Origin of the sequence: Hafnia paralvei (assembly GCF_020150375.1) — a bacterium.
Classification (GTDB): Bacteria; Pseudomonadota; Gammaproteobacteria; order Enterobacterales; family Enterobacteriaceae; genus Hafnia; species Hafnia paralvei.
The window spans coordinates 1112750-1133556 of the sequence record NZ_CP083737.1 but is presented as its reverse complement, the minus strand read 5'-3'; the positions used below and the strand labels follow the sequence as shown (position 1 = coordinate 1133556).

The window sequence follows — 20807 nt, the reverse complement described above, 5'->3', positions numbered from 1 at the left end:
GATAAAACGTCATCGGCGATTTATTTTTTGCGCGAACCTCTCCCACCGAAAATGTTCATGGCAAGAGAAATAATTATTTTTCGGATTAATCTATTTTTATTATAGATATTCCACTTTGAACTTTACGATTGCCCTGTAATTCCCTGCTCGCAGCTCATGATTATTCCGTTGGATGGCTAACTTATAATTGAGCACCATCGAGCCAACATTCAGTGGTATATCCGGTAAGTTTTGCCCTGGCACGATGATATTGCCTGCCTCATCCTTTAGAACCAGACCTATTCCACTCGCCTCACCCTGCAAACTCAGTAAATTTGCAATTTCATCCCGAGTCCCATCAAACGTCAGGTGCACACTTTTGAAATCTGGCCGTAAATGGTCTTGAGAAGTCAGCTCACAGTTTTCTAATTTAATAACAAACTCTTTTTCTGGGCCTTGACCATTTTTAGCGAGTTCACTGATTGGCATAGAGCCCAAATCAATCACCTGCTCCAATGACTCAGAAGATATACTGCATGCAGTCGCCACCAAGGTTCCCGTCATTTTAACGCGCCCTTGTTGCTCTCCCATCGCCCACGCCGTTGTCACAAAGAAAACCATAAAGGCACAGAGCGTGCGGACTACCATGCTATCTCTCCTGCTAAACCGCGACTTTGAATTAAGGGCGTAGCAATTTACGCCCTGAGTAATTAATACAACGTAATATCTTGAATAATTCGAGCTACGTCAGGAGACTGAGTTTCAGCCAATGAGAGGCAGCCCGAACCATAAAGACATATTAGTTGTAAGAAATTACGAAGTCGGTTTGGCTGTTGAATTCACCCGCGGTGATTGAAGAGCCAGAAGCGCCAGTTGCCTGAACGTAAGCGGTGAAGTCCAGTTCGTTGGTACCAGAAATCAAAGTCTTAACTTCGGTTTCTTTACCCAGCTCGAAATCTTTACCGTTTGCATCAGCAATACCAACACCTACGCCAGACGCGGTGCTGCTGGTAATACCCAGCAGGTTGCTTGAACCGCCTGCGTTAGAACCGTTGAAAGTGATAGAGGCTTTAGGCGCAGCACCACCGGTTACATCACAGTTATCCAGAACAATTTTGAAGTTAGCTGGCGTTGATTTAGCACCGTCTTTCAATGCTTTAATCGCAATGGAACCCAGATCAACTGTTTGTTCACTGTTACCTGGTGCAATAGAACATGCAGCATCAACAATAAAACCGTGGAATTTAACAGTACCATTGCCGCCCACAGTACCTGCAGCGTTAGCCGCAGCAGAAGCGATACCCATAGTCATAACCAATGCCACAGCTAATTTATTCAGTTTCATTTTTATTTCCATAAATTTAAGTAATAAGAGATCCTTCGCCAGCTAAGGCGAAAATATCCATAAAGCATTTATTCCCTGTGAAATTTTATTTCATTGTTTTCAGATAAATATATTTAATAATTTATCTCATGCAAACAGGAGATTAAGTCATATAGCCAGTTTGAAAATTTCACTCCCCAGATAAAAATGCACAATTCTCACTCACATCTGGATGAGGAAATAATAATTCCGACCATGTCATAAAAAAACAAAAATTTACACTAATAGGTTAATACGACAGTTTCACCCAAATAAGATATTTCCTATCATTTATGCGAGCTAATTTGTCGCAAAATCATAAGATGAGACATATTATCTTTTAAAGAAAGACAATATAGAAAGTAAAATTTTATAAAGCAGATAAAATCGGTATTTAAAGCCAAAAAAGGCCATTTTAGATCAATTTCAAAACAATGACACAACAAATAATTAACAATGAGAAGTGAAAATACAATTCACCAGACTAGGATTAATACCAAATAATAAATTTTACCTTTTGCGGATAAATCAAAAGAAATTTGTGTAAATAGTATTTACGATTATCGAAAATACATTGCCCATCTCACTAGGCGCAAACGCACTACAATAGGATAATTACTAATTATAAGAAATGATGTGCGATACCACCTTAGATGGCAGAGAGTTATCGCTAAGGTGCAGTGAAATACAGGGGGTTATCCGTGTTCTTTACAAAAAAAACGCCCTGCACATGTATGAGCGCAGGGCGTGGTTAAGAAAAGAAAAGGACTTAGGCGGGAAGGATAATATTGCTGTCAGCTAAACTCCCCATTTCGTTATAGGCGGCACAGGCAGCATCCACAATATTCATAGCAACGGCGGCACCACTCCCCTCCCCCAAACGCATTTCTAGCTGAAGGTAAGGCTCCAGCTTCAGTTGCTGGAGTGCGATTCTCGCCCCTTTTTCCGCGGAGAGATGAGAGGGAATTAAATAATCATGCACCCGCGGTGAAATTTGACACGCAATTAACGCCGACGCATATGACAGGAAACCATCTAATACTACCGGAATACCCGCTGCCGCAGCACCTAGCATTAGGCCAGTCATACCAGCCAAATCAAAGCCCCCGACTTTTGCTAGAACGTCAACGCCATCAGTCGCATTTGGCTGATTACAGGCAATCGCTCTACGTACCACGTCAACTTTATGATGTAGCTGTGCGCTCGGGAAATTTGCGCCAACGCCAACAACTTCCTCCGGTTGTCGTTTCGCCATGACACTCACAATTGCCGCGGCAGGTGTCGTATTAGCCATCCCAAGCTCGCCAACCCCAAGTAAACGCACGCCATTTGCCGCCTGCGTCATGGCGAAATCTGCCGCTTTCGTCAACAAAAACTCCGCCTGCTCGCGGCTCATCGCTGCTTCGCGGGCGATATTGCCACTCCCACGAGCCATCCGCATATCAACGGCGCCCTCGATCGGCTCACAGTCAATGCCAGCATCCACAATCACCACTTCAGCACCTGCGTGCTTAGCCAAAACGCATACGCCTGTAACGCCGTGAATCATATTTTGCGCTTGGATCGCGGTGACGACACGAGGAGATATAGCCACACCTTCATCATAAACACCATGATCCGCCGCCATCACTACAATCTGCTTGCGGTTCACGTTTACGTTTTTTTCGCCGAAGATCCCAGCCAACTGAATCGCCAGTGTCTCTAAACGCCCTAAACTTCCTGTCGGTTTTAACAAACCATCCAACTTAACCTGTGCCTTGACCATTGCGTCTTGGTTCAAAGGCTGAATCTGAGCAATAATTTGTTCTAGTGTTTGCATGTTTGTCTCTGATGAAATTAAAAGGGTCACGCGATAAAAGCCGTTAGAAAAGCGATAACGTAAGTCGTTTTCGTGATCTGTCGAAAGGATGTTTGCTAAAGGGTTAAGCTATCCCTTTATTTTCACTTCAATCCCCGAAACCACGAGATAGACCTGCTGCGCCTGCGCAGCCAAACGCTGATTAACCCGCCCCGCAATATCCCTAAAACGTCGCGCTAAAAGATTATCAGGGACAATCCCCATCCCCAGTTCGTTAGTGACGATATACACCGGTGCGTTACAACGTTCACAGCCCTGAATTAACTCATCAACTTGCAGATGAATCATTTTCTCAAGATGCTCAAAATCCATTTCTTCGGGAGCAACGTTTCCAGACTGATCGAACAGCAGGTTAGTGACCATCGTCGTTATGCACTCCAACATAACGGCGTCACTATTCCCCCCTTGCGAGCGAATAATCTCACCCAGATCGCGATATCCTTCATGGGTCATCCACTGTGCTGGACGTGTTTCGCGATGATGAGCGATGCGCTGCGCCATTTCCTCATCGGTCACCACCGAGGTGGCAATATACAAAACTCGATGGCCATGCTGAGCCGCGAGTTTTTCTGCTAGAGCACTTTTTCCACTGCGAGCTCCGCCGGTAATCAAAATCACTGTGGTTTCTCCTGCATAGCGAGGTGATCACGCATAATCGCGTAAACGGCTTCTATATCGATATTCTCGCGCATCGCTGCAGCTAGTCGATCAAACTGCTGCTCTCTGAATGCCTGATAGTGGAATTCAGTGCCCAACAGCGGCTCTAATCCTTTGCGCTCACGCAGCGAATTCAACAAACTACGAGTCAAACCATCTGAATCAAAGAAACCGTGGATATAGGTTCCCGCCACCGAACCATCGAGATGGATTGCACCATCACACTGGTTGATACTTTCACCGTTGCGCTTATGCAAAACGCTAAAAGGCTGTGCCTGTTCACCGAGTTCGGTATGCCCCATATGAATTTCATAGCCCACCAGAGAGTGCTCCTGACAGGCAGCAAAAACCCCCGCCAAATCTGGCCGAATTTCCCCACTTACCTGAGTAGTCACTTTTTGCTGTGAGAATGTGGTTTTACAATCCAACAACCCAAGCCCTGCCATTTGTTCAACGCCAGACTCCACGCCATCAACAATATGGTTTCCCAACATTTGGAAACCACCGCAAATCCCCAACACTGGAGTACCTTGCTGATGCGCCAGCAAAATTTGATGAGTCAGACCGCTTTTGTGCAAATAGCTAAGGTCGCTCAGGGTATTTTTACTACCGGGTAAAATCAGTAAGTCGGGGTATCCTAGTTCATCGTGGTGGGACACATAGCGCAGGCGAACATCAGGCTGCGCATTGAGCGCATTAAAGTCAGTAAAATTGGAAATGTAGGGAGTTTGAATGACGGCAATATCCAACAGGTTTTCATCCTGATGGCGATATTTCCCTTTTTGCAGCGCAACCCCGTCCTCGTCCTCTAGTTGCACCTCAATCCACGGCATCACACCGATAATGGGTACACCGGTAAGCTCTTCAATCTGGCGCAAGCCCGACGTTAGCAGGCTGACATCACCACGAAATTTATTGATGATAACACCTTTGACGCGCGCCTTTTCAGCCGGTTCCAGTAATGCCAAGGTGCCATAAATCGAAGCAAACACCCCGCCGCGGTCAATGTCTGCCACTAAAATCACGGGCACATCGACTTTCTCAGCCATCCCCATATTCACAATATCGCGGTCGCGCAGATTGATCTCCGCAGGACTCCCCGCCCCTTCCAGCACCATAATATCCACTTCATCGGCGAGGCTGCGGTACACCTGTGCAATCTGCTCAAGCAACTGAGGTTTGAATTCATGATAGGTTACGGCGTCCATCTGATTCGCCACTTTCCCCATCAGTACCACCTGAGCCCGCAAATCGCTGGTAGGCTTGAGCAACACCGGATTCATTCGTACATCAGGCTCAATACCAGCAGCTTCTGCCTGAAAAATCTGCGCACGCCCCATTTCGCCGCCGTCAGCGGTGATACCTGAATTCAACGCCATATTCTGGGATTTGAAGGGGGCGACACGATACCCGTCCTGATGGAAAATACGACAGAGTCCAGCAACCAGCACACTCTTTCCGACGTCTGATGCCGTGCCCTGCACCATAATGGATAAACCCATAATTTCCGCCTACTTAACGTATTTTGGCATGGAAGCAAACAGCTCATGCTCAGTCTTAAACAAGGGTAGCCCCAGCTGTTGATGAATTTTCACCAGCCATGGCTGTACCAATCCGGCCTGTTTTAGCATTTCTTGCTGCAGAAAAACGTCTCGCTCACTGCCTTCACACACCAGTTTTCCCTGCGCGAGAACATACAGGTAATCACAAACTTCATAAATTAAATCAATATCGTGGCTCGAAATAACCACGCGTTTTCCCTGAGCCACAATTTTGTGAATAATATGGATCATCTGCTGGCGCCCCGCTGGGTCGAGTCCGGCAGTAGGTTCATCCAACAGGAGATACTCTGCATTCATCACCAATGCCCCTGCAATCGCCACCCGTTTTTTCTGCCCGTGGCTTAAATACTGCACTGGCTTATGGCGAAAACCGAGCGCATCCACCAGCGAAAGCGCCTGCTCTGTGCGTTGGCGGATGGTTTCTTCATCCATGCCTAAATTACGCAGGCTAAAAGCAATATCGCTGTCGATGTCGGTATAAAAGATCTGTTGATCGGGTTCCTGAAAAACCATGGCAACCTGCTGGCGTAACTCACGTAAGCTACGTTTGTCATAGCCCAGTTTTTTGCCCTGCCACAACACCGCTCCTTGCTGTGGCTGTAAAATCCCCAGCAAATTCATGAACAACGTCGATTTTCCACAGCCGTTAGCCCCCAATAGCCCCGTGACTTGCCCACGGCTAAAGTCCAGCGACAAATCATGCAGCACTGTTTCACTATCCTGATACTGGAAACTCAGGTGCTGAGTTGCGAACGTTGGGGTCATCACAGATGGAAATCTCCGTTATACAGTTTTACTTCTAGCGCGATACTCATTTGCTTGTGGCGCTCCATAACGCGCGCCAGCAGCATCCCTACCAGCATCGATAGCGAACGGTAGCTGCTCCGCAAAGACACATAGCCAAAACGCAGCGATTGCGCACGATGAATCGCCGCAGCCTCTTCAATAAAGATGAAGATAAAACGGTAGGTGAGCAGCACTTGTTCTATCAAAACCAACGGCAAACGGCTTCGTTTTAACAGCAGAACCCACTGGCTAAACGGCGTCGTTAGCACAAACAGATAGGTAGAAGCCAATGCAGCCAGACTGCGGCACAGCGTATTAATGCCTGTGATCAGACCGCTACGCTCAACACCCAGCGCCAAGTGGCCGATACGAATGCTATAAAGCAATGTGTCAGCCTGCCACGAAAAGGAGAGCACCACGCCCAGCAACCCAGTGAATAAAAAAGCCAGCGGCACCGCTAGCCAGCGCAGGTAACGACGCAATCCAACACGCAGTAAATAACATGTCAGCCCCGCACACAGCAGTAACACGCCAAGCTGAATAAGGCGTGTTCCTAGCAGCGCCATGAGCAGTAAAACCAGATAAAGAACCAGCTTATGCTCCGGTTTTTTCTGGCTCCAACGGCTTCCGTAAGAGAGTTTATCAATCTCCAACATGAGCAGCGCGGCGCCCGCGGTAGTAGCCTAAAATATAGAAAATGACTGCAGCGCCAAATGATCCTTGTAGCGTAAACAGTAAGCTTTCGATTTCTCCACTGGCAGGTTCATACAAAGGCTCGAACCACGGTTTATAATCCGGAGCCATCTGGGCAATAACGCCCTCGGCCTGATCGTCGGAACCGCCATATTCCCCACCGTGATTGATAAAGAATGGCAACACCGCTAATGCAATAACCAAAAGAATCAAAATCAGCGTTTTTTTCATTTTAGTGACTCCTTGCGCCAATCAGTTGGCGTTTGCAAAGCTGGTCATAAATCAGAACGGTCAGAAGTCCTTCAGCGATCGCAATGGGGACCTGTGTCAGACAGAATATCGCCATAAACTTGGTGACCGACGCCATGACCCCAAGCTGAGGGTCGGGGAAAGCTAACCCCAACTGCACTGACGTGACAAAATACGTCACCAGATCCGCCAACGCAGCGCACAGGAACACCGCTACATCACGGCGAATGCCCGCCCGCGTGGCTAATTTCCACACCACGTAACCCGCCATCGGTCCAATGACCGCCATTGACATACCATTGGCGCCCAGCGTGGTTAAACCGCCGTGGGCCAAGAACAGCGCCTGAAACAGTAAAACAATTGCGCCCAGTACCGACACCACCCACGGCCCAAATAAAATTACCGCCAGACCAACGCCGGTGGGGTGTGAACAGCTACCGGTTACCGAAGGAATTTTCAGCGCCGACAGCACAAAAATAAAGGCGGCACACAGCGCGAGCAGAACCTTTTTATCACTATCATCACGCACGATATTTTTTAGCCGCGTCGCGCCAATCACCAGACAGGGCAAAAACATCAGCCACCACGCCAGCGCCCAAAACGGAGGCAGAAAACCCTCCATGATATGCATGGCAAAAGCCTCCTGAGGCGCTAACGTCAGCAGAACGGCTAATGCCATTCCATAGAGAGGAAATCGTTGGAGATTTTTCATTGATGCTCCTTAGACTGTTTTGTCGACACGGTGCGATTGACCAAGATCGTTGAGAAATATGGCAGCACAGTCTGCTCGCTAATCTCATCAAGATGACGGAAACACTGTTCATTAGGCAGCGACGCCTCGGCCATTAACATGGCGTGATCCAGTAGGTTTAAGCGTCGCAGCAGTTCACGTATCTGCGGCACTCGACCGTAGACTTTCATCATCACGACGCATTCATGATTCCGCAGAGCCTGCTCCAACTCCGATTCTGGAGCCGTACAAGCCACCACCGCCATCGACTGTTGTTCCATCGCCAAAGGAAACTGGGCGCGAGCAGCAATACAGGCAAATGAGGTGACCCCAGGAATAATTTCGATATCGACTCCACCCTGCAAGCGCTCAAGCAAAAATACCCACGTGCTAAACAGCATCGCGTCACCAAGCGTGATAAATCCTACCTGCAGCCCGTGGTCTGCATCGGCGCGCATCTCTTGCGCGACACCGTCCCATGCCGAGCTCTTTTCGCCCTGATCGGCACTCATTGGAAAGTGGCGCTCTTTAATTTCCAGATCAGGCCGCAGATATTCGCGCACAATAGACAACGCTAGGCTATCTCCGCCTTTTCGCCCCGCAGGTGCATACAGCACGTCCAACGTCGCCAACTGGCGCGCCGCGCGCACCGTGATGAGATCGCTACTGCCAGGTCCCGTGGATATCGCCCAGACTTTACCTTTCACCGATATGTTCATCAGGCGACCTCCTCCACGTCGTTAATCACCTCGTGTAAATGCTCGACAAACATCTGTTGAATCAACGGATTCTCTCCTAGGCCTTGCAGCCAAGGAGTGGCCTCGATCCCCGCCTGAGCCAGTTGAGTTTTCCACGAATCCTCTTCATCGGAAGCCATATCGTTAATCGCATGGTCGCCAGCCACTAACATCAGCGGCATGAGGTGAACATGGCGTACATGTTGCCGCTGCAAACGTGCGACCACATGATGAATTTCGGGATAACTCTCCACGGCGCCGACCACCGCGGGGATCTGATGAGCCATCAGCATGTGGTCTAAGCAGGCGTAGGCAGCAAAGGCGTGATGCGTCGCACCATGTCCCATAAACACCACTCGCTCATCATCTGCCAACGCGGGCATTTGTGACTGCATCGCGCCAATCAACTGCTCAAAATCTTGATGGCTGCTCAGCAAAGGCGCACCAATGCGAATACGCTTGAACATTCCCGCATGAGCGTTGACCTGCATCACGACTTTTTCATATTCGTCGCCGTTGATGATGTGTAATGACTGGATCACGACATCCTGATAGCCTTGCTCTGCCAAACGCATCAATGCCTGATGAGGGTTATCAATATTCATCCCATCACGCTTTGCCAACTTGCGGATAATCATCTCCGAGGTGAAGGCGCGAAACGCATCGCGATCGGGGCAGGACGCTGCTAAGCGGCGCTCACAGGCGTCAATGGTTTTCTCTCGCGTCTCGTGATAGCTGGTACCAAAACTGATAATCAAAATGGCTTTTTTCATCATTTTTCTTCCGTGTTAATTATTCTGAAGCTGCAACCAGCTCGCCAGGTGGGGTTCCAGTTCATCCAGTGACGTGACTTGAGTTTGCCCAGCAACGAATAGTTCTGGTGGACGGCAAATTACGATGCAGTGAATGCCCAACGCCAGACAAGGCGCGACCTTTTGCTGATAGCCTCCTTCAGCACCTGACTCTTTGGTGATCACGACGTCGGCCTGACAATGACGATAGGTGGCATGATTCATCTCGGCGCTAAATGGCCCTTTCAACGCCAGCACATTGTCAACGCCGAGCCCCAAATCACGGCACTGCATCAGTACTTCTGGCGTCGGCAACACCCGGGCAAACAGATTTCGGTCCGCTAGCAAACGCACAAAATCAGCTAACTGTTTACTGCCTGTCGTCAATAAAATGCGCGCCCCAAGATTGCGAGCCAAAACGCATGCCTCTTCCACGCTAGAAACTTTGTGTAGCAGCGGATGTTCTAACGCCTCAATTTCACTCGGACGCAGGTAGCGCGTCAGCGTGATATGCAGCTCGGAACAAGCTCCAGCAATATTGGCACTCAGCACACCCGCATAGGGGTGCGAGGCGTCGATAACGTGGGTGATATTTTGCTGTTGCAGCCATGCACTCATTTGAGACGCGTCCATACGACCGACTATAATTTCGCCCTTGATCTCGCCAGCCAACTCACGACCCGCATCGGTCGCTACCGATAGGCTGTAACTCAACCCTATAGCATCAAGACGTTGGCAAATACGGCGTGCATCTGAGGTTCCACCAAAGACATGAAGTCGGAATTCTTTTGCGGTCGCGTTATGAGACATATCGTTATTAAACATCCTCTTATCCCCAAAGTAATCGGCGTTGCATTAAGGCAGCAAGTCAGTGGCTCGGGTCAACGAGCGCAGCTAACGGAGAGGCAACTTCAGGCATCACTGGGGTCTAGAACATAACCGCGCGGCGTAATCATCAGGCCATCCTGACAATAGGTGGTCTTGTTCCCCACAATCACCAAACTGGTCATATCAACGTTTTCGAAATCCATCTCACCAAAGGTAGTGATCCATTTTTCCTGCTTCTTACGTCCCGCCGCTTTCACCACGCCAACGGGAGTGCTCGCAGCGACATAAGGACGCATCAGATCAAAAGCGCGGGAGAGATGTTCTGCGCGACCACGACTGCGAGGGTTGTAGAAACAGACCACGAAATCGGCCTGCGCAGCGGCAATCACCCGCTGTTCGATGACCGGCCACGGCGTTAACAGATCGCTTAGGCTGATATGGCAAAAATCATGCATCAGCGGCGCGCCTAGCAAAGAAGCCGCTGCGGTGCTGGCGGTAACACCCGCGATAAGCTTTACTTCGACCTCCAGTTTTTGCTTAGTGACCAGCTCAAGAATCAATCCCGCCATGCCATAAATGCCGGCATCGCCGCTGCTGATCAGCGCAACTTTTTTACCCTCAACCGCTAAGTTCAAGGCTTCTTGGCAACGCTCAATCTCTTTGCACATGCCGGTTTTGATCACCTCTTTATCGGTGGTCAACGCCTTTACCAGATGGGTGTAAGTTTTGTAGCCCACGATAATGTCCGCGTCACGGATCGCTTCGATGGCTTCTAGCGTCATCATGGACTGACTGCCCGGCCCAATGCCGATTACATATAACATCAGAAAGTTTCCTGAAGAGTTAAGGCTAAGGTGAGAGTTACGCCCTGTTCACGCAGCGTTTCTCCAACGAATTTTCCGCCGCCATATTTCTCAAGCAGCAGCCACGCCGCAGGCTGTGAAACACACCCCACGCCCACGGTCTTACGTACAAATTCGGAACACGGAAAACGGTGTTCATGCTCACGAAGCGCATCGGGAGTAAACAGGTGAAAGGGCACCGCATAACGCTGCGCAAGCTGTTGCAGCGCGGCCTCATCCTGTTTGAGAGTAATACTGCCGATTGCGCGAAACGCTAACGGATCGATGTTTAACAAGGTCAGTTGCTGCAACAGCAGATGATGTACCGTGGCAAAAGGTGTATCTCGACGGCACCCCACGCCCAGCACCACACGCTTCGGCACAAGTTTGAAAACGGGCAGCGTCAACGGCGGCAAATTTGCCTGCCACGAAATACACACCAAAGCCGTGAGATCCGGCAGCGCCGCCAGATCGTCAACCACCATAAATCCGCGCCGATCTTGCTCACTCACATGCTCGTCGAACATCGGATCAATCCATAGACCAACACGATCGCCACTCACCAGCATCTGGTTGACGCGTTTCACTCCCTGACGAAAATCAGCCAGCTGCGCGTCGAGCTTCTGCGCTAGCATATCCAGCGCGGCGACCTCGTTAACATCGGTGGCGGTCGTTATCACCGGTTCTGCCTCTATCAGCGCGGCGATTTGTCGCGCTAGCCGATTAGCTCCGCCCAGATGCCCAGACAACAGGCTAATTGCATGCTGGCCCCGCTCATCGAGCACCACAACCGCAGGATCTTGCAATTTGTCTTGCAGCAGCGGAGCCAGCACCCGTACCACGATGCCGGTCGCGCCAATGACCACCAGCGCATCAAAACGCGTGAATGCCTGAGCCATACTGGCGGCAAAAGATCCGTCAAACGTACTGAATCCGGACACTGCAAGTTTTTCACTAGTGAAACTCTCACTGTGTAGCGATATCTGCGGCAACATCGGCTGTAGGCGTTGCGCCAAGCGAACGCCGCCCGGCGTCAGGCAAAACAACGCTAGCGAATTCAGCTTCGTTGCCTCAGGCCTGACGGTATTCATGGCTAAAACCCGCGTCGTACAGCTTGGAATAGTGGTATTCATCACCTAAAAATGCGCCAACTAAAATCAGCGCAGTTTTGCGAATACCCGCATCACGCACTCGTGGGGCAATATTCTCCAAGGTGCCACGCACCGTTTGGTGATCCGGCCACGTCGCTTTATACACAACGGCCACCGGCGTTGTGGCTGGGTAGCCACCGTCGATCAGGCGCTGAACAACGTCTTCGATTTCCTGAACCGATAGAAAAATAGCCATCGAGGTTTGATGAGCAGCAAACGACTCCAACGACTCACGTGCTGGCGTTGGCGTTCGCCCCGACATTCGCGTGATCACTAAGCTTTGCGAAACCTCTGGTACTGTGTATTCCACGCCAAGCTGCGAAGCCGCACCTAAAAACGAGCTAACGCCCGGCACTGAGCTAAACCCGATGCCCAGCTTACCCAACTCTTCGCCCTGTTCACGGATAGAGCCGTACAGTGACAAATCACCGGTCTGTAAACGCACTACTCGTTTTCCTGCACGTACCCCCTGCACCATCAGATCGATAATCTGTTGGAGATTTAAACCTGCGCTGTCGTGACACTGCGCCTGCGGCTTACAGTAGTTCAGCAGATCGTGATTAATCAGCGATCCGGCATAAATCACAACATCGGCCTGTGACAAAATACGGTGCCCTTTCAGCGTAATCAGCTCAGGATCGCCCGGCCCTGCGCCGATGAAATAGACCTGTGAAGGGTCGATAGGCTCAACCATGGGTTTGCTCCTTACGGCAGGAAATCAAGTAAGTCGGATTGTTCGGTTTGAAATAGTGTCCGCTGCCCAAGGCGGTGAGACGGGATACCTGAATCAGGCTGCTTTCTAGCTCGGTAACAGCGCGGTTTTGTAGCTGACTGAATGCCTGTTGATAGTTTTCCAATAGAATGAAATTCATCACCAGACTACCGCCGTCGTTAAGCAGCCCTAATGACCAGTCGATAATGTCAGCAAGGTTTCCTCCGCTACCGCCGATAAATATCGCATCAGCGCGTACGTCTAGCGGCAGCGGTGCATCAGCATCAACAATCGCTATATTGGGACAACCGAAATGGCGGCAGTTGTCAGCGATCAGCGCCAGCGCTACGGGGTTACGTTCGATGGCGGTAATCTGTAAATCGGGGTAACGTAAAGCGGCTTCTAGGGAAACACTGCCGGTTCCCGCGCCTACATCAATCAGGCGTTTCGCCGTTGGCAGGTTCAGACGCTCCAGCGCCGCTAGACGGACTTCCTCTTTGGTCATCGGCACTTTATGGCCGCGCAAAAATAGATCATCTTTCATTGAGGATCACCACTACGTTCATGGCATACGCTTGCTGTACCTTTTCAGGCGGCAAGATATGGATACATTCATCGGGATAAGTCAGGTTCTCGCCGATAACCAGCGTGCGCTTTTGTCCGCGGAGGAGGATCTCTTGGGCGATCTGATAAGGGCCAATATGCAAATCCGTGACCATTGCCACTTTGTCGTGCTGCAAGATGAAATTGAAATCAGGCTTTTTTCCGTGGCTGCTGGTGATGTAGATGTCATTCATATCGATGGCAATCTGCGAGAAGAGATACTGAATCGAGCTAATTCCCGGTACGATCCGGATCTTAGCCGGTTCGAGATCTTGCGATAGCCGTTTACCGATACCGAATAGCATCGGATCGCCCGACGCCAACACTACGATATTGCGATCGGCATTGCATTGTAGCCACGCCGCAGCTTTAGCCAGATCGGTGCCAATTGAGCGTTTTTCTCCTTGGAAATCAGCACACGACGCTAAATGACGCGGCCAGCCGACCAACACATCGGCTTGCGCAATTAAACGCAGCGCTAGCGGGGTGATGTAATCCAGATCTCCTGGCCCCATACCAACTATGTGAATCATAACGACTCCTTTTCGTAGGTCATTTGTGTGTGGAGCGCTGACACAATCTCGCTGATTGGACGGTTACTTCCGAGCACAACGTTGTCGAATGAAAACAGCACCACATCGCAGCAAAAAGGTTGTGGAGCAAAACGCAGCATTTGTTTCACCCGTTCACCAATGGCCTGTGCAATATCATCATAAACAGCCTGCCAACCCTGCTGTTCAATCAGCTCCATTGCAGCTTCCGTCGTGCTGCATTCAAAGACCGCGCGCAGAAATTCATGCGGGGCCCCCAACAACGCCAATCGAGCAACCAGTGTTTCCATCCGCCCATCGGCAATATGGCTGTGGGTATGAAAAATCCCCGCTGCGACTTTGATCAGTTTGCCTAAATGCCCCACCAGCACTACGCGCTGGAATCCCAGTCGCTGTGCCTCTTGCAGCATATAGCCAACGAAATTACTCATAGTCACCACGCGCTCAGCGTCAATTTGCATATGTTCCTGCACGAAGCGTTCGCCGTGGTTACCCGGCACCAAAATCACACTTGTCATGCCCTGAGCGCGCTTCATTTCCAATTCAAGAGCCAGTGAACGTTTCCAGCTCTCTTCCGACATTGGGGTCACAATGCCGGTGGTGCCGATAATCGAAATTCCCCCCAGAATGCCTAACCGCCCGTTATAGGTTTTTTGCGCCCGCTCCTCACCCTCAGGGGCGAAAATCACGATATCAGCGCCGCGTTCGGGACCTATGACTTCACGCACCGCCTGCTCAATAGTTTGTCGCGGTGTACGGTTTATTGCCGCGCTACCGATAGGTAGCCCAATCCCCTTACGCGTAACGGTACCGACCCCTTCACCACCGCCGATGGTAATGCTGCCGCTGTCATTAAGTGCGACCTGCGCAAAAATCAACATTCCATGGGTTGCATCAACGTCATCTCCGCCGTCTTTGCGTATAGCCGCACTGGCTTGCTGCCCGCAGATGAGCGGTTGTTCAACGTTTAGCCGTAACGTGATGCCAGAAGGGGTCACAATCGAAACCTGATTAATCACCTGCTGACGTAGCGCCATCAACGCCGCCACTTTAGCCGCTGCCGTAGCACAAGAACCGGTGGTGTAGCCCTTGCGATAGCTTTTGCCGTTATGCCACAGCGTATCCAGCCCGTTTTCACTCATTGCGCATCTCTCATGTGATACAGAATGGCGTTAACAATTGCAGCGGCAATATTGCTGCCCCCTTTGCGCCCTAGCGCAGCGATGTTAGGCACATGGCTTTCCGCCAGCGCCTGTTTAGATTCCGCGGCACCAACAAAACCGACCGGAACACCGATCACCGCCGCTGGCGTCATCACGCCCTGCTGATACAGTTCGAGCAACCGAAACAACGCGGTAGGCGCATTACCAAACACAAACAGCTTTTCACCCGATTCTTGCGCCGCTAAATCCACCGCAGCCATCGAACGAGTGATGCCCTGCGTTTTAGCGATATCTACAGCGCGGGGGTCTGCGATGTAGCACTTCCACTGACAACCTAAGCGTTCCAGCTGTGTTTTATTGATGCCAGATAGCGCCATCGTGGTGTCGGTATAAATCGTGCAGCCGTTGCGCAGCGCCTGAGTAATTCGACTTAGTACGTCAGGTGAGAAATGCAGAATATCCAACCATTCAAAATCAGCGCTGGTATGGATAGTTCGCTTGATGATTTTTTCTTGGATTTCATCGACAAAGCGATAGCTAGGGCGCTCTTCGGCAATAATCTGCGAGATAATTTCAAAGCTCTGTTGCTCGATGTTTTGGGGATTTTTGTTGTAGTCCATGGTCAACCCTGAGTTATTCGTCATGCCCTACCCGCCTTTTTAAAAAGTCTCACATCACAATCAGCCATCTGACTAGCGCAAAGAGCGCTAATGCCAGCGCGGAAGCCGTCATCATCAGACGGATGCTCAAGCGAATATCCTGAATATCGATCTCGCGTTCTTCATCGCCGATCCACGGTTTATCTACGAGCTCACCAAAGTATTTATTGGGTCCGCCAAGGCGAATACCCAGCGCACCAGCCACCGTGGCTTCAGACCATGCGCAGTTCGGACTTTTATGCAGATACCGATCGCGCCAGCCAATTTTGAACGCCTGTTTACCGTTAAGGCACAGCAAGCGGGCGGCAAGGCTTAGCAACAGCCAGCTCAAACGAGCAGGAATCAGATTGGCAAGATCATCCATGCGCGCAGACACACAGCCGATAGCGCGATATTTCTCCGTGCGGTAACCCACCATCGAGTCGAGGGTGTTAACCGCTTTGTAAGCCATCATCAGCGGGACACCGCCAATAAACAGGAAAAAAAGCGGCGCAATCACGCCGTCAACGCTGTTTTCAGCCACCGTTTCAACTACCGCACGAGTCACTTGTGGACGATCCAATTCAGACGTATCACGCCCGACGATGTAGGAGAGCTGACGGCGGCACTCTTCCAGCGAACCGTTTTGAAGTGCCACATAGACGGCCATCGCCGCGTCGCTTAAGCAGCGTCCCGCCAATAGGGTGTAGATAATCCACACCTGTGCAGCCCAGCTAAGCCAAGGGTTAATCTGGGTTAGAAACGCAAGCAGCGCGTAGGTCGCCCCCCAACTCACCCCAACCACAATCAGCCACAGGCAAGCGCCTCCTATATAGAGAGAGGTTGTGGTGTGACAGAACGCTCGGATCCGGCCTTGGAGAAAGGTAATAAAATTGCCGATCCAACGCACCGGGTGCGGCCACGTGGGTGGATCGCCTAAACGTAAATCCAGCAGATACGCCACTAGGCAGGCGGAGAAACTGATCACAGGGCTCTCCCTCGTTCTAGCCAGTGCTTCAGCATTTCCGGTCTCTGATAAAAGTGCACGTGCAGATAACTCGCCAACGTATTCCCTCGCTGGTAGCCTCCCTGCCAGCGTTGTAACGTGACGCCATCGCGCTGTTTTTCAAACTGGAACGCACACGGAATATCTGCGTGAAAATCCGAGTAATGAAATTCATGGCCGCGCAGAGTTTCCCCTCGTGCCGCCAGCACGGTGTCTTGCTGCGCCGTGGCCTGACAGTAGCCAAATCGCTTGAGCCGCCCTTCCATTCGACTTTCGCCGGCAAAAATACCGGTCATCTCGTGTGTATTTCCATTTTGATCTTTCAGGCTAGTGCCGAGATACATCAGCCCACCGCATTCCGCATAGATAGCCACGCCGCGCTGATGTGCGTCACGCAATGACTGACGCATAGCGTGATTTTTCGTTAGCGTTTCAGCATGTAATTCAGGATAGCCACCACCGATATAAACCATCTGGCATTCGGGCAGAGCAGCGTCTCGCAGCGGGCTAAAGCGCACGATGTTGACACCGATTTGCTCAAGCAACTGTAAATTATCGGGATAGTAAAAGTGGAAGGCTTCGTCATCGGCTAAAGCCATAGTTAAACCACGGCCTGATTCAGATGCAGGTAAACTGGGTGCGCTGGCATTGGTGGCCGGCTCAACGTTACTCAGCGCCAGTAGACGATCAAGATCGATATGTTGTTCGAGGTGGTCAGCCAGCGTGTTCCACTGTTCATCCATGTCATGCTGTTCGTGGGCGGTGATTAAACCTAGATGGCGCTCGGGCAGACTGACGTTAGGCAACGAGGGAATGCGACCGAGAACGGGGACTTGGGTATATTTCTCAATGGCTTGTTTTAACAACTGATAATGGGGTTCACTGTTAACTCGGTTAACGATAACGCCAGCGATACGCACTTCAGGATCGAAATGGCAAAATCCCAGCACCGTTGCTGCCGCCGAGGTAGAAACGGCTTTGCCATCGATCAGCAAGATCACGGGACAGCCAAGCTGTTTCGCCATACCAGCACTGCTGCAATAGTTGGGATCGGTGCCGAAGCCGTCGTACAGCCCCATCACACCTTCTATCACCGCAATATCAGCGGCCTGCATATGTTGGTTATACAGCCAATTGAGCGTAGACGCAGGCAACATGAAGGCATCCAGATTGCGTGATGCAACACCGGAGACAGCGCTGTGCCACCCAGTATCAATGTAGTCGGGCCCAACTTTATACGGCTGAACCTTTAAACCGCGGCGGGTAAATGCCCGCAGCAGTCCGAGGGTCAGCGTGGTTTTGCCACAGCCGCTACCGGTTCCGCCAATCAGAAATGCCTTCATCAATTCGTCTACCTAACAAAAAAGCCCATCCTGATGGATGGGCTTTGCGTTGTCATAGCAGCACGCTGCACCGCCGCCTATGCGGCGACATGCAGGGAAACAATGACAACTCACTTCCCACCGAAGGAGCTGAAATTAATAGAAATACCCGAATAAAATCACGCAACAGCGATCAATCAATTGGGCTTACAGGCTGGTCTTCTGGCTTAGCGTCATCCTTACCCACACCTTCCCGATATCGTTCAGTGGCATCTTGTGGGTTCGTCGGCATCACAGCAGCGGGGGCTGCGGAGGAATTGTATTGGAATACGCACCTCCTTCCTGACGTCCTTACGGAACGTCAAAAACCTGTATGTCTTAGTTTCATTTTGTAATCTGGGATATACCCTAGTCATTCGAGTTGCATTGAGGCGGCAAATGAACACAGCCAATAAAAAGGCAACTTGAAGTATGCTGGGTATACAAGGTAAATCATTAGACATAGAGATACCCACTGTGAGATCAACAAAAACCGAGAATAAACAGTAAATGGGTTAACATATCGTCGTTATTCAGGAAGCGAGAATATCTATGGCCATTAGCAGCCAGCACGGCGGAAACATTTTAGAAACCGCACTCACTCTAGGCGTTTCTCCTCACGCCATTATTGATTTCAGCGCCAACATCAATCCATTAGGCATGCCTGAATCCCTTAAGCACGCCATCATCAACCAGATGGCAGTAGCAGAAAAATACCCCGACGTAGAATACCGTGAACTACACGCAGCGCTGGCTCGACATCATGATTGTCCTGATGAATGGGTGATGGCTGGCAATGGAGAAACCGAACTCATATTTGCGTTGGTCAATCAACTCCAACCTGCTAAAGCACTGTTGCTTACCCCCGGTTTCGCCGAATATCGACGCGCATTAATGCGAATTGGCTGCAAGATTGTCGATTATGCTCTGCTCGAAGAAGAGGGGTTTCAACCCGATGAGCGCTTGCTTGAAGCATTAACTCCGGATCTTGATTGCCTATTTTTATGCACGCCCAATAATCCGACCGGCTTGCTGGTGGATAAAAGCTTGTTGATGGCGATAGCTGACCGTTGCCAGCAGATGAATATTGCGTTGATTTTAGATGAGGCTTTTCTTGATTTTATACCGACTGAATCAGGCTTCATCCCTTTATTAGCTCAATATCCTCATCTCTATGTGCTGCGTTCTCTGACCAAATTTTTCGCTATTCCTGGCCTACGCTTAGGCTATTTGGTGAGCGCCAATGCGCCGCTAGTCACGCGGATGAAACAACAGCGCGAACCATGGACTATCAACGCGTTTGCTGCGTTAGCGGGCGAAATTATTCTGGATGATGTGGATTACATCGCCGCAACCCATCGCTGGCTGGCAGAAGAGCAGCCAAGAATGCTCGCGGCATTGGAAGCATTGCCGCAGCTCAAAGTGTGGCCTCCTACGGCGAACTATCTTTTTGTACGCTGCACCAATAGTCGCATTAACCTGCAGCAGGCGCTGTTAGAGCACCATATTTTGATTCGCCATTGCGCCAATTATCCGGGGCTTAGCGCAGATTATTATCGTGTGGCGATCAAGAATTCACGGGATAACGATCGTCTGATTGCCGCATTAACGCAGATTTTATCGGATGGCTGAAGCCCGCTACCCTGCTTCGTGTAGTGAATTAATTCAAGGTTGGAGAGAAGGCAGCGAAAACGGGTTTCATAGATAAGCTCCGTATAAAAAATTCCCCCGTATTATCCGAAAATGAGATTACTGCGGATCGTTCTGAGAGGCGGGTGCTAAGGGAAAAGCATGTCAAAGTGTACAGATTCAGGTACAGGAATGGCGCTAATTGTCATACATATTGAGCTCTAATTTTGTGAGGATGATCTATACTGATTCCGTACCAAACAGTGACTAGACTGCGAGTGGTGAATCTATCAATACCCTTAGGAGATGAAGATGAGCACACCAAAATTGGACAAAAGCAAAGTCGGTGACGCTAAAAAACGTCAATTCATTCCTCTGGCAACCCCAAGCGATTTGGGCGCTGAGGCAACCAAAGAAATCAGTGGTGCAATGAATGCCATTCTTGCTGATATCTATGCGCTTTATTTGAAAACTAAAAACTTCCACTGGCATATGAGCGGTCCACATTTCCGCGATTATCATCTGCTACTGGACGAGCAAGGCGCAGAGCTATTCGCAATGACGGATGATATTGCCGAGCGCGTACGTAAAGTGGGCGGCATGACCCTGCATTCAATCGGACAGATCTCTAAAATGCAGCGTATTAAAGATAATAATGCTGAGTACGTTGAACCACTGGATATGCTGGCTGAACTGTGCGAAGACAACAAGCTGTTAGCCGCCGAACTGCGTGCAGCACATGTTGTGTGTAGCGAACATAATGACGTTTCAACCACTAGCCTGATTGAAAATTGGGTAGATCAAACCGAACGCCGCGTGTGGTTCCTGTTTGAAGCCTGCCGCCAGTCACAAACCTCTGGCCACTAGTTTTTTTGGCGAGAACGGCAAAAGCAGACCTTCGGGTCTGCTTTTTTATTT

At 50.2% G+C, this 20807-nt stretch carries 23 protein-coding genes and 1 riboswitch; of the genes, 2 read left to right on the top strand and 21 right to left on the bottom strand.

The window, feature by feature from the left end; all coding sequences use genetic code 11:
- Window positions 1-99 precede the first annotated feature (99 nt).
- The 21 genes from K9N75_RS05170 to K9N75_RS05070 all read right to left on the bottom strand — a co-directional run bounded on the left by K9N75_RS05170 (window position 100) and on the right by K9N75_RS05070 (window position 18242).
- Complete coding sequence (locus K9N75_RS05170) at window positions 100-627, bottom strand: fimbrial protein (protein WP_008812554.1); 528 nt, start codon at window positions 625-627, stop codon at window positions 100-102.
- Between the two features lie 151 nt (window positions 628-778).
- Window positions 779-1324 carry a fimbrial protein gene (locus K9N75_RS05165; protein ID WP_008812553.1) on the bottom strand — a complete coding sequence of 182 codons (546 nt, stop codon included), beginning with the start codon at window positions 1322-1324 and terminating at the stop codon, window positions 779-781.
- A 787-nt stretch (window positions 1325-2111) separates the two neighbouring features.
- Window positions 2112-3161, bottom strand: coding sequence for a nicotinate-nucleotide--dimethylbenzimidazole phosphoribosyltransferase (cobT, locus tag K9N75_RS05160; RefSeq protein ID WP_008812552.1), 1050 nt, complete (start codon window positions 3159-3161; stop codon window positions 2112-2114).
- Between the two features lie 108 nt (window positions 3162-3269).
- Complete coding sequence (gene cobU, locus K9N75_RS05155) at window positions 3270-3818, bottom strand: bifunctional adenosylcobinamide kinase/adenosylcobinamide-phosphate guanylyltransferase (RefSeq protein ID WP_008812551.1); 549 nt, start codon at window positions 3816-3818, stop codon at window positions 3270-3272.
- On the bottom strand, window positions 3815-5359 hold the full coding sequence (locus K9N75_RS05150; protein WP_215758178.1) for a cobyric acid synthase: 1545 nt from the start codon (window positions 5357-5359) through the stop codon (window positions 3815-3817). The genes cobU and K9N75_RS05150 overlap by 4 nt, the downstream gene beginning before the upstream one ends.
- 9 nt (window positions 5360-5368) lie before the next feature.
- The gene (locus tag K9N75_RS05145; protein ID WP_061060389.1) at window positions 5369-6184 is read right to left on the bottom strand and encodes an energy-coupling factor ABC transporter ATP-binding protein, CbiO family; all 816 of its coding nucleotides are present in this window, start codon (window positions 6182-6184) and stop codon (window positions 5369-5371) included.
- Complete coding sequence (gene cbiQ / locus K9N75_RS05140) at window positions 6184-6861, bottom strand: cobalt ECF transporter T component CbiQ (RefSeq protein ID WP_061060390.1); 678 nt, start codon at window positions 6859-6861, stop codon at window positions 6184-6186. The genes K9N75_RS05145 and cbiQ overlap by 1 nt, the downstream gene beginning before the upstream one ends.
- A complete protein-coding gene (locus tag K9N75_RS05135; protein WP_008812547.1) occupies window positions 6848-7129 on the bottom strand; it encodes an energy-coupling factor ABC transporter substrate-binding protein in 282 nt (93 codons plus the stop codon). The genes cbiQ and K9N75_RS05135 overlap by 14 nt, the downstream gene beginning before the upstream one ends.
- Window position 7130: 1 nt before the next feature.
- On the bottom strand, window positions 7131-7859 hold the full coding sequence (locus K9N75_RS05130) for an energy-coupling factor ABC transporter permease (protein WP_008812546.1): 729 nt from the start codon (window positions 7857-7859) through the stop codon (window positions 7131-7133).
- Window positions 7856-8596, bottom strand: a complete 741-nt coding sequence (locus K9N75_RS05125) for a cobalt-factor II C(20)-methyltransferase (RefSeq protein ID WP_130996287.1) — start codon at window positions 8594-8596, stop codon at window positions 7856-7858. Before K9N75_RS05125 ends, K9N75_RS05130 begins: the two co-directional genes overlap by 4 nt.
- On the bottom strand, window positions 8596-9387 hold the full coding sequence (gene cbiK / locus K9N75_RS05120) for a sirohydrochlorin cobaltochelatase (protein WP_040012512.1): 792 nt from the start codon (window positions 9385-9387) through the stop codon (window positions 8596-8598). The genes K9N75_RS05125 and cbiK overlap by 1 nt, the downstream gene beginning before the upstream one ends.
- A 15-nt stretch (window positions 9388-9402) precedes the next feature.
- Window positions 9403-10230 carry a cobalt-precorrin-6A reductase gene (locus K9N75_RS05115; protein WP_130973817.1) on the bottom strand — a complete coding sequence of 276 codons (828 nt, stop codon included), beginning with the start codon at window positions 10228-10230 and terminating at the stop codon, window positions 9403-9405.
- Between the two features lie 86 nt (window positions 10231-10316).
- The gene (locus K9N75_RS05110; RefSeq protein ID WP_224452292.1) at window positions 10317-11057 is read right to left on the bottom strand and encodes a precorrin-3B C(17)-methyltransferase; all 741 of its coding nucleotides are present in this window, start codon (window positions 11055-11057) and stop codon (window positions 10317-10319) included.
- On the bottom strand, window positions 11057-12166 hold the full coding sequence (locus K9N75_RS05105) for a cobalt-precorrin 5A hydrolase (RefSeq protein ID WP_224452291.1): 1110 nt from the start codon (window positions 12164-12166) through the stop codon (window positions 11057-11059). The genes K9N75_RS05110 and K9N75_RS05105 overlap by 1 nt, the downstream gene beginning before the upstream one ends.
- Window positions 12147-12920 (bottom strand): cobalt-precorrin-4 methyltransferase, encoded by a 774-nt coding sequence (locus K9N75_RS05100; RefSeq protein WP_008812540.1) that lies wholly within the window; start codon window positions 12918-12920, stop codon window positions 12147-12149. Before K9N75_RS05100 ends, K9N75_RS05105 begins: the two co-directional genes overlap by 20 nt.
- A complete protein-coding gene (locus K9N75_RS05095) occupies window positions 12913-13482 on the bottom strand; it encodes a decarboxylating cobalt-precorrin-6B (C(15))-methyltransferase (RefSeq protein WP_039187367.1) in 570 nt (189 codons plus the stop codon). Before K9N75_RS05095 ends, K9N75_RS05100 begins: the two co-directional genes overlap by 8 nt.
- Entirely contained in the window at window positions 13472-14074 is a 603-nt protein-coding gene (locus K9N75_RS05090) for a cobalt-precorrin-7 (C(5))-methyltransferase (protein ID WP_008812538.1), read from the bottom strand. The genes K9N75_RS05095 and K9N75_RS05090 overlap by 11 nt, the downstream gene beginning before the upstream one ends.
- Window positions 14071-15234, bottom strand: coding sequence for a cobalt-precorrin-5B (C(1))-methyltransferase CbiD (gene cbiD, locus K9N75_RS05085; RefSeq protein ID WP_114446061.1), 1164 nt, complete (start codon window positions 15232-15234; stop codon window positions 14071-14073). Before cbiD ends, K9N75_RS05090 begins: the two co-directional genes overlap by 4 nt.
- Entirely contained in the window at window positions 15231-15875 is a 645-nt protein-coding gene (locus K9N75_RS05080; RefSeq protein ID WP_071887129.1) for a cobalt-precorrin-8 methylmutase, read from the bottom strand. The genes cbiD and K9N75_RS05080 overlap by 4 nt, the downstream gene beginning before the upstream one ends.
- Window positions 15876-15924: 49 nt before the next feature.
- On the bottom strand, window positions 15925-16878 hold the full coding sequence (gene cbiB / locus K9N75_RS05075) for an adenosylcobinamide-phosphate synthase CbiB (RefSeq protein ID WP_039187438.1): 954 nt from the start codon (window positions 16876-16878) through the stop codon (window positions 15925-15927).
- Window positions 16878-18242 carry a cobyrinic acid a,c-diamide synthase CobB gene (locus K9N75_RS05070; protein WP_008812534.1) on the bottom strand — a complete coding sequence of 455 codons (1365 nt, stop codon included), beginning with the start codon at window positions 18240-18242 and terminating at the stop codon, window positions 16878-16880. The genes cbiB and K9N75_RS05070 overlap by 1 nt, the downstream gene beginning before the upstream one ends.
- Before the next feature lie 174 nt (window positions 18243-18416).
- A riboswitch (cobalamin riboswitch) is annotated at window positions 18417-18609 on the bottom strand.
- A gap of 203 nt (window positions 18610-18812) precedes the next feature.
- On the opposite strand from K9N75_RS05070, the gene cobD reads away from it, so the two are divergent.
- Both cobD and K9N75_RS05060 read left to right on the top strand, forming a co-directional pair.
- Window positions 18813-19892: a threonine-phosphate decarboxylase CobD gene (gene cobD, locus K9N75_RS05065; RefSeq protein ID WP_224452290.1), complete on the top strand. Its 1080-nt coding sequence runs from the start codon at window positions 18813-18815 to the stop codon at window positions 19890-19892.
- Window positions 19893-20201: 309 nt separating this feature from the next.
- Window positions 20202-20756, top strand: coding sequence for a Dps family protein (locus K9N75_RS05060; protein WP_008812532.1), 555 nt, complete (start codon window positions 20202-20204; stop codon window positions 20754-20756).
- Window positions 20757-20807 lie beyond the last annotated feature (51 nt).

Bases quoted from the DNA above. Each gene is read 5' to 3' on its own strand.
- K9N75_RS05090 (WP_008812538.1), bottom strand. From the start codon at position 14,074: ATGATTCACATAGTTGGTATGGGGCCAGGAGATCTGGATTACATCACC.
- K9N75_RS05095 (WP_039187367.1), bottom strand. From the start codon at position 13,482: ATGAAAGATGATCTATTTTTGCGCGGCCATAAAGTGCCGATGACCAAA.
- cbiD (WP_114446061.1), bottom strand. From the start codon at position 15,234: ATGAGTGAAAACGGGCTGGATACGCTGTGGCATAACGGCAAAAGCTAT.
- cobT (WP_008812552.1), bottom strand. From the start codon at position 3,161: ATGCAAACACTAGAACAAATTATTGCTCAGATTCAGCCTTTGAACCAA.
- K9N75_RS05130 (WP_008812546.1), bottom strand. From the start codon at position 7,859: ATGAAAAATCTCCAACGATTTCCTCTCTATGGAATGGCATTAGCCGTT.
- K9N75_RS05125 (WP_130996287.1), bottom strand. From the start codon at position 8,596: ATGAACATATCGGTGAAAGGTAAAGTCTGGGCGATATCCACGGGACCT.
- K9N75_RS05060 (WP_008812532.1), top strand. From the start codon at position 20,202: ATGAGCACACCAAAATTGGACAAAAGCAAAGTCGGTGACGCTAAAAAA.
- K9N75_RS05115 (WP_130973817.1), bottom strand. From the start codon at position 10,230: ATGTTTAATAACGATATGTCTCATAACGCGACCGCAAAAGAATTCCGA.
- K9N75_RS05145 (WP_061060389.1), bottom strand. From the start codon at position 6,184: ATGACCCCAACGTTCGCAACTCAGCACCTGAGTTTCCAGTATCAGGAT.
- K9N75_RS05105 (WP_224452291.1), bottom strand. From the start codon at position 12,166: ATGAATACCGTCAGGCCTGAGGCAACGAAGCTGAATTCGCTAGCGTTG.
- K9N75_RS05070 (WP_008812534.1), bottom strand. From the start codon at position 18,242: ATGAAGGCATTTCTGATTGGCGGAACCGGTAGCGGCTGTGGCAAAACC.
- cbiK (WP_040012512.1), bottom strand. From the start codon at position 9,387: ATGAAAAAAGCCATTTTGATTATCAGTTTTGGTACCAGCTATCACGAG.
- K9N75_RS05135 (WP_008812547.1), bottom strand. From the start codon at position 7,129: ATGAAAAAAACGCTGATTTTGATTCTTTTGGTTATTGCATTAGCGGTG.
- K9N75_RS05100 (WP_008812540.1), bottom strand. From the start codon at position 12,920: ATGGTTGAGCCTATCGACCCTTCACAGGTCTATTTCATCGGCGCAGGG.
- K9N75_RS05110 (WP_224452292.1), bottom strand. From the start codon at position 11,057: ATGTTATATGTAATCGGCATTGGGCCGGGCAGTCAGTCCATGATGACG.
- K9N75_RS05165 (WP_008812553.1), bottom strand. From the start codon at position 1,324: ATGAAACTGAATAAATTAGCTGTGGCATTGGTTATGACTATGGGTATC.
- cobD (WP_224452290.1), top strand. From the start codon at position 18,813: ATGGCCATTAGCAGCCAGCACGGCGGAAACATTTTAGAAACCGCACTC.
- K9N75_RS05170 (WP_008812554.1), bottom strand. From the start codon at position 627: ATGGTAGTCCGCACGCTCTGTGCCTTTATGGTTTTCTTTGTGACAACG.
- K9N75_RS05080 (WP_071887129.1), bottom strand. From the start codon at position 15,875: ATGGACTACAACAAAAATCCCCAAAACATCGAGCAACAGAGCTTTGAA.
- cbiQ (WP_061060390.1), bottom strand. From the start codon at position 6,861: ATGTTGGAGATTGATAAACTCTCTTACGGAAGCCGTTGGAGCCAGAAA.
- K9N75_RS05150 (WP_215758178.1), bottom strand. From the start codon at position 5,359: ATGGGTTTATCCATTATGGTGCAGGGCACGGCATCAGACGTCGGAAAG.